The organism is Vibrio sp. 1580 (genome assembly GCF_033340055.1).
This window is the reverse complement of record NZ_JAWOVT010000003.1, coordinates 464,037-471,473: the sequence shown is the minus strand read 5'-3', so window position 1 is coordinate 471,473 and position 7,437 is coordinate 464,037. Positions and strand designations below refer to the sequence as shown.

Below are 7,437 nucleotides of genomic sequence, written 5' to 3'. Positions count from 1 at the left end.
AGTTCTTTTAGTTGTTGATTTCATAACACTCTCCAATTTTGGGGGTGGAAAGTGTCAACCTTATTTAGGACGGCACAATCAATAAAAACAAAGCGGGAACTGGTACTCCCGCTTTTTTAACATGACCAAACTCTGTTATTTTCTCTGCTTATTGATTTAGGCTAAACCTCGATCACCCACCTCATCTGGCAACTGTTGCAAAAGCCACTCTCTAAAACGCTTGACGCTTGCTGGGATTAAACCTCTATTTTTAGGTTCAAGCATAGAGAAATTGGAAGGTGTTGAAAGCACGTGTTCGACTGGCCTAACTAAAGCACCGCTTTGTAAATAGTCGTCCACTAATGACCCCCAGGCTAACGCGATGCCCTGACCATTAATTGCCGCTTGTAACAGCATTGGATAGTTATTGATGTTCATGCGATTACGAGGCGAAATATTTGGCAACCCCACACTCGCAAACCACTGCTCCCAATTCACCCAATCTCTTTGAGACTCTTCCAGATAGAGTAACGTTTTATTGAAGATTTCTTCTGGCTCACTAGGCTGGCCGATTTTCTCTAAATAAAGCGGGCTACACACAGGGAATACCTCTTCTGAAAATAGCGTTGTCACGTCCATTTCCGCAGGTGGAGTGCGACAATAAAACAAGGCGATATCGCAATCTAATCGGCGTAAGTCCAACACATTATCTGAGGCTAATATTCTTATATCGATGTCATCATGTTCATTTTGAAATTGAGCGACCTTAGGCAACAACCACAAGGCTGCCATTGCATTTGTCGTCGCAACCGTGATCTTTTGTTCGCCCTGCCACTTTTTCACTTCACCCGTGATTTGAGCAATATCGAGCAAAGATTGGCTGACAGCTTGATAATATTGAAGACCTGTAGGCGTTAAATTAATGCTTCGATTGGCTCGCGTGAACATAGCCTTGCCTAAGTATTCTTCTAATTGTCTAATTTGGCGACTGATAGCACCTTGGGTCACGTTTAGCTCGTCAGCGGCTAACGTAAAACTCAAGTGCCGCGCCGACGCTTCAAACGCAACGAGGCTATTTAAAGGTGGGAGAGGTTTGATTTTCATGTATCTTCCAGTAAGGCAGTATTGTAATTATTTTTATTCCCGGCAATCTTATGTTGCACGTGGATAATGCCATTCTGGACAACACCTCAAAAACGACAATTTATAAATGATAAAAAATAGAGATGAATCATAAATTGTTGTGAGAGAGACTGCCGTATACAGTTTCGTGGCTACAACGAGCACAAAAAGAGGAGCAGTTACTCCTCTTTTGCCTAGCCTTTTGCTCACTTTGTACGAGTTAGCCCATTTACCCTATTGCCAGTTTAGTACTCGCGTAACGCGCTTTTTTCTTTCTTGGACTGGCTAAGAAGTACGCTAATGTAAGAGGCCCTAATCGTCCCATAAACATCATGAAGATGATCACTAACTCACCTGGTTCGGACAAACTGCCCGTTAAGCCTCGCGATAACCCAACCGTACCCAGTGCCGAGACCGCTTCGAACATAATATCTAACATAGACGCTTTCTCTGTCAGTAACAGCGTGAATATGGCAAACCAAGTCACCCCCACCGAGATCAGAGTCAGCGCCAATGCCTTGCTGATGGTCTCTTTGGGAATCTCGCGTTGAAAGGCATAGGTTGCTTCATCGCGACGCAAATAGCTGTAAGTTGCCAAGACCAATACCATAAATGTCACAACTTTAATGCCACTTGCCGTACTCAATGAACCACCGCCGATAAACATCAACACCAGAATGATCGCCGTTGTGGCATCTTCCAACTGATCGATAGCTAAAGTATTGAACCCCGCCGTTCTTGGCGTCACCGCTTGAAACCACGATGCCCACCATTTCCCTGCTTCGCTCAAAGGGGCAAGCGTGTTGGGGTTCTCATATTCAATCAGGTAAATGGCGATAAGTGCCACCACGTTAATGATCACCGTGCCTAAGATCATCATTCGACTGTAAACGGTGAGTCGGTGCCAACGGCGATTGCGTTTTAAGTCAATCCAAACCGAGAAGCCTAAACCACCAATAATGAACAAACTGGTAATGGTGAAGTTAACGATCGGGTCGTCCACGTAAGGCATTAAGCTATCGGCACTCAACGCAAAACCTGCATTGTTAAACGCACTGATGGTGTAGAAGAAACCATGGAACAAACTGGTTTTCCAGCCCAGCTCTTCACTCCAATAAACGCTCAAAATAGTGAAACCAATAAGTTCAACGAGCAGAGCGAACATCAATACAGATTTAGCAGTGGCAATGAGTGTCGATGAGTCAGTTTGGTTGAACGCCTCTCTCGCGACGGCTCGCTCCAAAAAGCCAATTTTTCCGCCCAGAGCCAGCAAGGTCACGATGGCAAACGTCATTAAACCTAGGCCACCACATTGAATCAGGAAAGCAATAACCACTTGCCCAAAAGGCGTAAACGCCGTGCCCGTGTCCACCACAACTAATCCCGTCACCGTAATGGCCGATGTCGCAGTAAACAGGCTTTGAATCCAAGTGATGGGCTCTGTGGTGGCAATCGGCAGTTTGAGTAAGACCGTGCCGAGCATGATCAAGCACGCAAAGCTGAGGCTAAGTATTAATGGCGGTGCGCCCAACAATTTTTTGCCCGCTTTGGGTTTTCGCTCGATTGGGATAATAGAGGGATGCCACAAAACCATGTTACACCAACCTTGGAGCGACGTATTTCAGCTCAGCGCGACTACCGCAAAGCAACAGCGTGTCGAACTCATTAAGCACAAACTCATCATTGATATTGGTGTAGACGGCTTCTTCGCGCTTCACCAATATCGGCTGAATGTTGTAACTGCCTCGGCTGATCAACTTAGAAAGCGGCGTATCGTGCAGATTGGATTTAACGTGGATTTCCACCACATACAAACCATGCCCCATTTCCAAATAGTTGTTCACCATCGGATAGTTGAGTGCCTGCGCGACTCTTACGCCCATCTCCTCTTCCGGATGAATAATGCGTTGTACACCAAGCTTAGACACGATGGTGTGGTGTGCTTTGGTGCTCGCTTTGACCCAAATGGATTTCACACCCAGATTTTTCAGCGCCAGCGTACACAACAAACTGGCTTGCATGTCTTCACCAATCGCCACCAACACCACATCACTGTTCGCTAGCGCTAACTCTCTGAGTGCACCTTCGTCTGTTGCGTCACATATGACCGCTTGCGTTAACTCTTCGACGTATTTTTCGACGATTTTCGGGTCGCTATCCACCCCCGTTACGGTGTGTCCAAGATGAATAAGTTCTAAGCTGGCGGCAACGCCAAATCGCCCTAAACCAATTACTGTAAAGTGAGCCATATCAATACCTAACTGTGTTTTATGTATAGAAAATACTAATGCGTTAAGGGCTAGACTGATTATCCGTCACGGAAAATAGGCAACACGAATCCTGTTCGAGTGCCGATAACCAGCACTAAACCTTGGCATTAACGTTGATTAAATTTGGAATTTAGTAGTGCTTGGACGTCTCAAGCACTAAACGATAACCCAGCCCCGGCTCGGTTTTTAATAGCCGCTGTTCGTCAGCACTATCGTTCAGTTTTTTGCGTAGTTGACTCACTAACACGCGTAAGTAGTGAGTGTCTTCGACATGACTTTTTCCCCAAATCACCGCTAGCAAATGAGTTTGCTCAATGAGTTTTCCCGGCTTGAGAATCAACTGTTCAATGAAAGAAAACTCTTTCTTGGTGAGTGGAATTTCCCTCTGATCCAACCAAAATTGGTGAGTACTTTTGATGATTTTGACTCGGCCAGCCACCAGCTCATCAGCGACGGTTTGCTCATCCACCAAATCTCGAACCAGCACTTTGATGCGCGCGATGAGCTCTTTTACGCCAAAAGGCTTGCTCAAGTAATCATTCGCGCCCGCTTCTAAAAGGCGGATTTTTTCCTCTTCTTGATCGCGAGCTGTCAGCACTAGCACTGGCGTTTTATACGTCTGACGAAGCGTAGTGAGAAACTCCTTCCCATCGCCGTCGGGCAAGCCTAAATCTAGCAGAATGACGTGCGGCGAATGCGCTTCGAAACACGCTTTGGCTTCTGCAATGGTACTCGCGCCAATGTAATCAAACCCTTCAGCAGACAGCGAAATTCGAATAAAGGTATGAATGCGAGGCTCATCGTCCACGACTAAAACTTTGTAACTCACGCCTGCTCTGCTCCTGGATTGAGTGGAAGTCGAATGCGGATCAGCGTCCCTTCTGATACTGGCATAGATTGAATCTCTCCTTGGTGTGCGATGATGATGCCTTTGGCAACCGCGAGTCCCATTCCGGTGCCTGAATCGGCCGATTTGTTGTTCGCGTCGGAATAGAAAAGGCTGAATATTTTTTCCGCATCTTCAGCTTTGATGCCAATCCCCATGTCCCGAACATCAATCACGCACGACGACCCCTGCTTAGAAAGTGAAACCTCGACAGATTCATTCTCTGGTGAAAATCGCATGGCATTATCCAACACATTAAAAATCGCTTGCTCGATGAGCGAACGACTTACTGACAAATAATCAACGGAATCATCCATATTCATGGACACTTTCTCGGTGTAATTTGGCAAACGAGAAACCGCATCCCGAACAATATCTGCAATCAACTCATCTTTTTTGGTAATTTTTAATGTGCCGTGCTGGAGCTTAGTCGCCTGTAAGAGGTTCTCGATATATTGATGTAAGCGATGGCTTTCTGAAGTCGCACTGTCGAGCAATTCTTTACGCTCTAAGTCATTGAGCTTGGGCATGTACTCGTTGAGTGTGGTCAGTGTTCCAATAATGGTTGCCAGCGGCGTGCGTAGGTCATGGGACACCGATAGCAGGATGCTGTTTTGCAGCTTGGTTTGTTTTAATTCTCCCTGCTGGCGACGATAAAGATCCGCAAAGGTGCTGGTGATAAATGCCACCACCATAAACACGACTAAATTAAAAATGTCTTCCGGACGAAACATCTGCAAAGAGTAACGAGGCGTCGTAAAAAAGAAGTTGAAGCTCAGCGCTTCGATCACCGCCGCCGCATAAGCGAATCGCGAGTTGCATTGAAACGCCACTACCACGACCGCTAACTGTAAAATCAGCAGGACTGCGGCTGTAGAGCCAAACAGTTGGTCTAACAACCATGAGACGACAACCGCGCCAACAATCACGGTAGTAGAAAAGAGAAAGGTGTTATCTCGCCATTGAACAAACATAAAATACATCAACCAAAATTCGATGTAGAAAACTTTAGCAAAAGCCCATTCGGAGTTCGCGTAAAAAAAGCGTAAAAAATTCAATAACGACAGTGAGTTATAAACATAATCATCATTAAGTTGGCCTAACTCAATGAATAATCACAAGTTAACGTTGCCCATTAACGCCTACTTACTCGGTATAAACGACAGACACAAAAAAGAGGAGCATTTGCTCCTCTTTTTTGTGTAGCGTCATATTAGATGACTTGCAGTTGAGCATCACCTTGCTCAGACAAAAATCCGCCGGTTTGATGCTTCCACAACTGAGCGTAAACACCACCCAATTGCAGCAGCTCGTAATGCGAGCCTTGCTCAATGATTTTGCCGTCATCCATTACAATCAAACGATCCATCGCGGCAATCGTTGATAAACGGTGAGCAATCGCAATCACTGTTTTTCCTTCCATCAGAACTTCAAGGTTTTCTTGAATTGCCGATTCTACTTCTGAATCAAGTGCAGACGTTGCTTCATCCATGATCAAAATTGGCGCGTTTTTCAGCAGAACGCGAGCAATCGCCACACGTTGACGCTGACCACCAGACAGCTTCACACCACGTTCACCCACTTCAACGTCATAGCCAACGTTACCTTGCTCGTCTCGTAGAGATTGAATGAAATCATGAGCATGTGCTTTCTCAGCAGCTGCGATAACGGCATCCATTGAAGCATCTGGATCACCGTAAAGAATGTTCTCTTTAATTGAGCGATGTAGCAAAGAGGTGTCTTGCGTGATCATACCGATGTGTTGGCGAAGCGACTCTTGTTCAACTTGAGAAATGTCCTGTCCATCAATACAAATCTTACCCGTATTCACATCGTAAAAACGCAGCAACAGGTTAACCAACGTGGATTTACCTGCCCCAGAGCGACCGACAATGCCGACTTTTTCGCCCGGTTTAATGGTCAAATTCAAGTTCTCAAATACTGCCTTTTCATCACTGTAGTTAAAACCTACGTGATCAAAGCAGATCTCACCTTGGGAGATTTGCAAAGGCTTAGCATTTGGTACGTCTTTCACTTCAACATCGTTTGAAATCGTATTAATACCGTCTACTACTGTACCGATGTTTTCAAACAGTGCGCTAACTTCCCACATGATCCACTTCGACATACCTTGTACGCGCAATGCAATACTGATGGCAATCGCAATAGCACCAATTGTTACAGCGTGATCTAGCCATAGATAAACCGAAATGGCACTAATAGACATCAGCAGCAAATAGTTGATGGCATCCACACTAAACAGTAAACAAGTCACCATGCGCATTTGGCGGTAAACCGTCACCAAAAATTGCTTCATGCTGCTTTCTGCGTATTCCAACTCTCGTTGCGAGTGCGCGAATAGCTTTACGGTAGATATGTTGGTGTAAGAATCGACAATGCGCCCAGTCATTACAGAACGAGCATCCGCTTGCTCTGTCGCTACTTGTTTCATTTTAGGGATAAAGTAGAACTGAATAACCGCGTACATTCCTATCCAAATCACAATAGGCAACATTAGCAAACCATCGGCTTCGCCCATCATCCAGAGCATCGAAAGAAAATAAACGCTGATATAAACCAGTACATCCACCAGCTTCATGACCGTTTCTCGTACCGCTAACGCACTTTGCATCACTTTGGTCGCAACTCGGCCTGCAAAGTCACGCTGGAAAAATCCAACCGCTTGTTTTAGCAAGTAACGGTGAATCAACCAACGGATAGACATCGGGTAGTTACCCAATAACGTTTGGTGCATCACCATTGAGTGGACAAAACCGAGAGCTGGCATCACAACCGCCACTAAGAACAGCATCATTAGCATGCGATCACCCTGGTCTTGCCAGAATGTTGCGCGATCTTGATTAGAGAGAATATCGACGAGCTCGCCCATATAACGCAACAGCGTCACCTCAGTAATGGCAATAAGCGCACTGAACACAGCCATAACGAGTAAAGGGGCTTCAAAGCCACGAGTGTAAAAACGACAAAAGCCAAATAGCGTCTTCGGTGGCTTTTCGGTTTCCATCTGGGGAAAGGGTTGGGTCAGTTTTTCAAACCAATTGAACATAACAATGATTAGGTACCGCGAATGAATTTGCGAACGTTTTACTATCTTTTGATACAAAAGTCAGTAAAATACCGAAACAAAAGCTCAAATGATAATAATTACAATTAAGCTTA

At 45.4% G+C, this 7,437-nt stretch carries 6 protein-coding genes; all 6 read right to left on the bottom strand.

Annotated elements, in window-relative coordinates:
* Window positions 1-156: 156 nt before the first annotated feature.
* Window positions 157-1,083 carry a transcriptional regulator GcvA gene (gene gcvA / locus R7093_RS07395; protein ID WP_047103923.1) on the bottom strand — a complete coding sequence of 309 codons (927 nt, stop codon included), beginning with the start codon at window positions 1,081-1,083 and terminating at the stop codon, window positions 157-159.
* Window positions 1,084-1,330: 247 nt separating this feature from the next.
* A complete protein-coding gene (locus tag R7093_RS07390) occupies window positions 1,331-2,695 on the bottom strand; it encodes a TrkH family potassium uptake protein (protein ID WP_047103926.1) in 1,365 nt (454 codons plus the stop codon).
* 1 nt (window position 2,696) lies between these two features.
* On the bottom strand, window positions 2,697-3,350 hold the full coding sequence (locus R7093_RS07385; RefSeq protein ID WP_005375180.1) for a potassium channel family protein: 654 nt from the start codon (window positions 3,348-3,350) through the stop codon (window positions 2,697-2,699).
* Window positions 3,351-3,501: 151 nt separating this feature from the next.
* Window positions 3,502-4,200 carry a response regulator transcription factor gene (locus R7093_RS07380; protein WP_047103933.1) on the bottom strand — a complete coding sequence of 233 codons (699 nt, stop codon included), beginning with the start codon at window positions 4,198-4,200 and terminating at the stop codon, window positions 3,502-3,504.
* Entirely contained in the window at window positions 4,197-5,231 is a 1,035-nt protein-coding gene (locus R7093_RS07375; protein WP_025768539.1) for a DUF4118 domain-containing protein, read from the bottom strand. Before R7093_RS07375 ends, R7093_RS07380 begins: the two co-directional genes overlap by 4 nt.
* Before the next feature lie 239 nt (window positions 5,232-5,470).
* Entirely contained in the window at window positions 5,471-7,324 is a 1,854-nt protein-coding gene (locus tag R7093_RS07370; RefSeq protein ID WP_033906862.1) for an ABC transporter ATP-binding protein, read from the bottom strand.
* Between the last annotated feature and the right edge of the window lie 113 nt (window positions 7,325-7,437).

Bases quoted from the DNA above. Each gene is read 5' to 3' on its own strand.
- R7093_RS07385 (WP_005375180.1), bottom strand. From the start codon at position 3,350: ATGGCTCACTTTACAGTAATTGGTTTAGGGCGATTTGGCGTTGCCGCC.
- gcvA (WP_047103923.1), bottom strand. From the start codon at position 1,083: ATGAAAATCAAACCTCTCCCACCTTTAAATAGCCTCGTTGCGTTTGAA.
- R7093_RS07375 (WP_025768539.1), bottom strand. From the start codon at position 5,231: ATGTTTGTTCAATGGCGAGATAACACCTTTCTCTTTTCTACTACCGTG.
- R7093_RS07370 (WP_033906862.1), bottom strand. From the start codon at position 7,324: ATGTTCAATTGGTTTGAAAAACTGACCCAACCCTTTCCCCAGATGGAA.
- R7093_RS07390 (WP_047103926.1), bottom strand. From the start codon at position 2,695: ATGGTTTTGTGGCATCCCTCTATTATCCCAATCGAGCGAAAACCCAAA.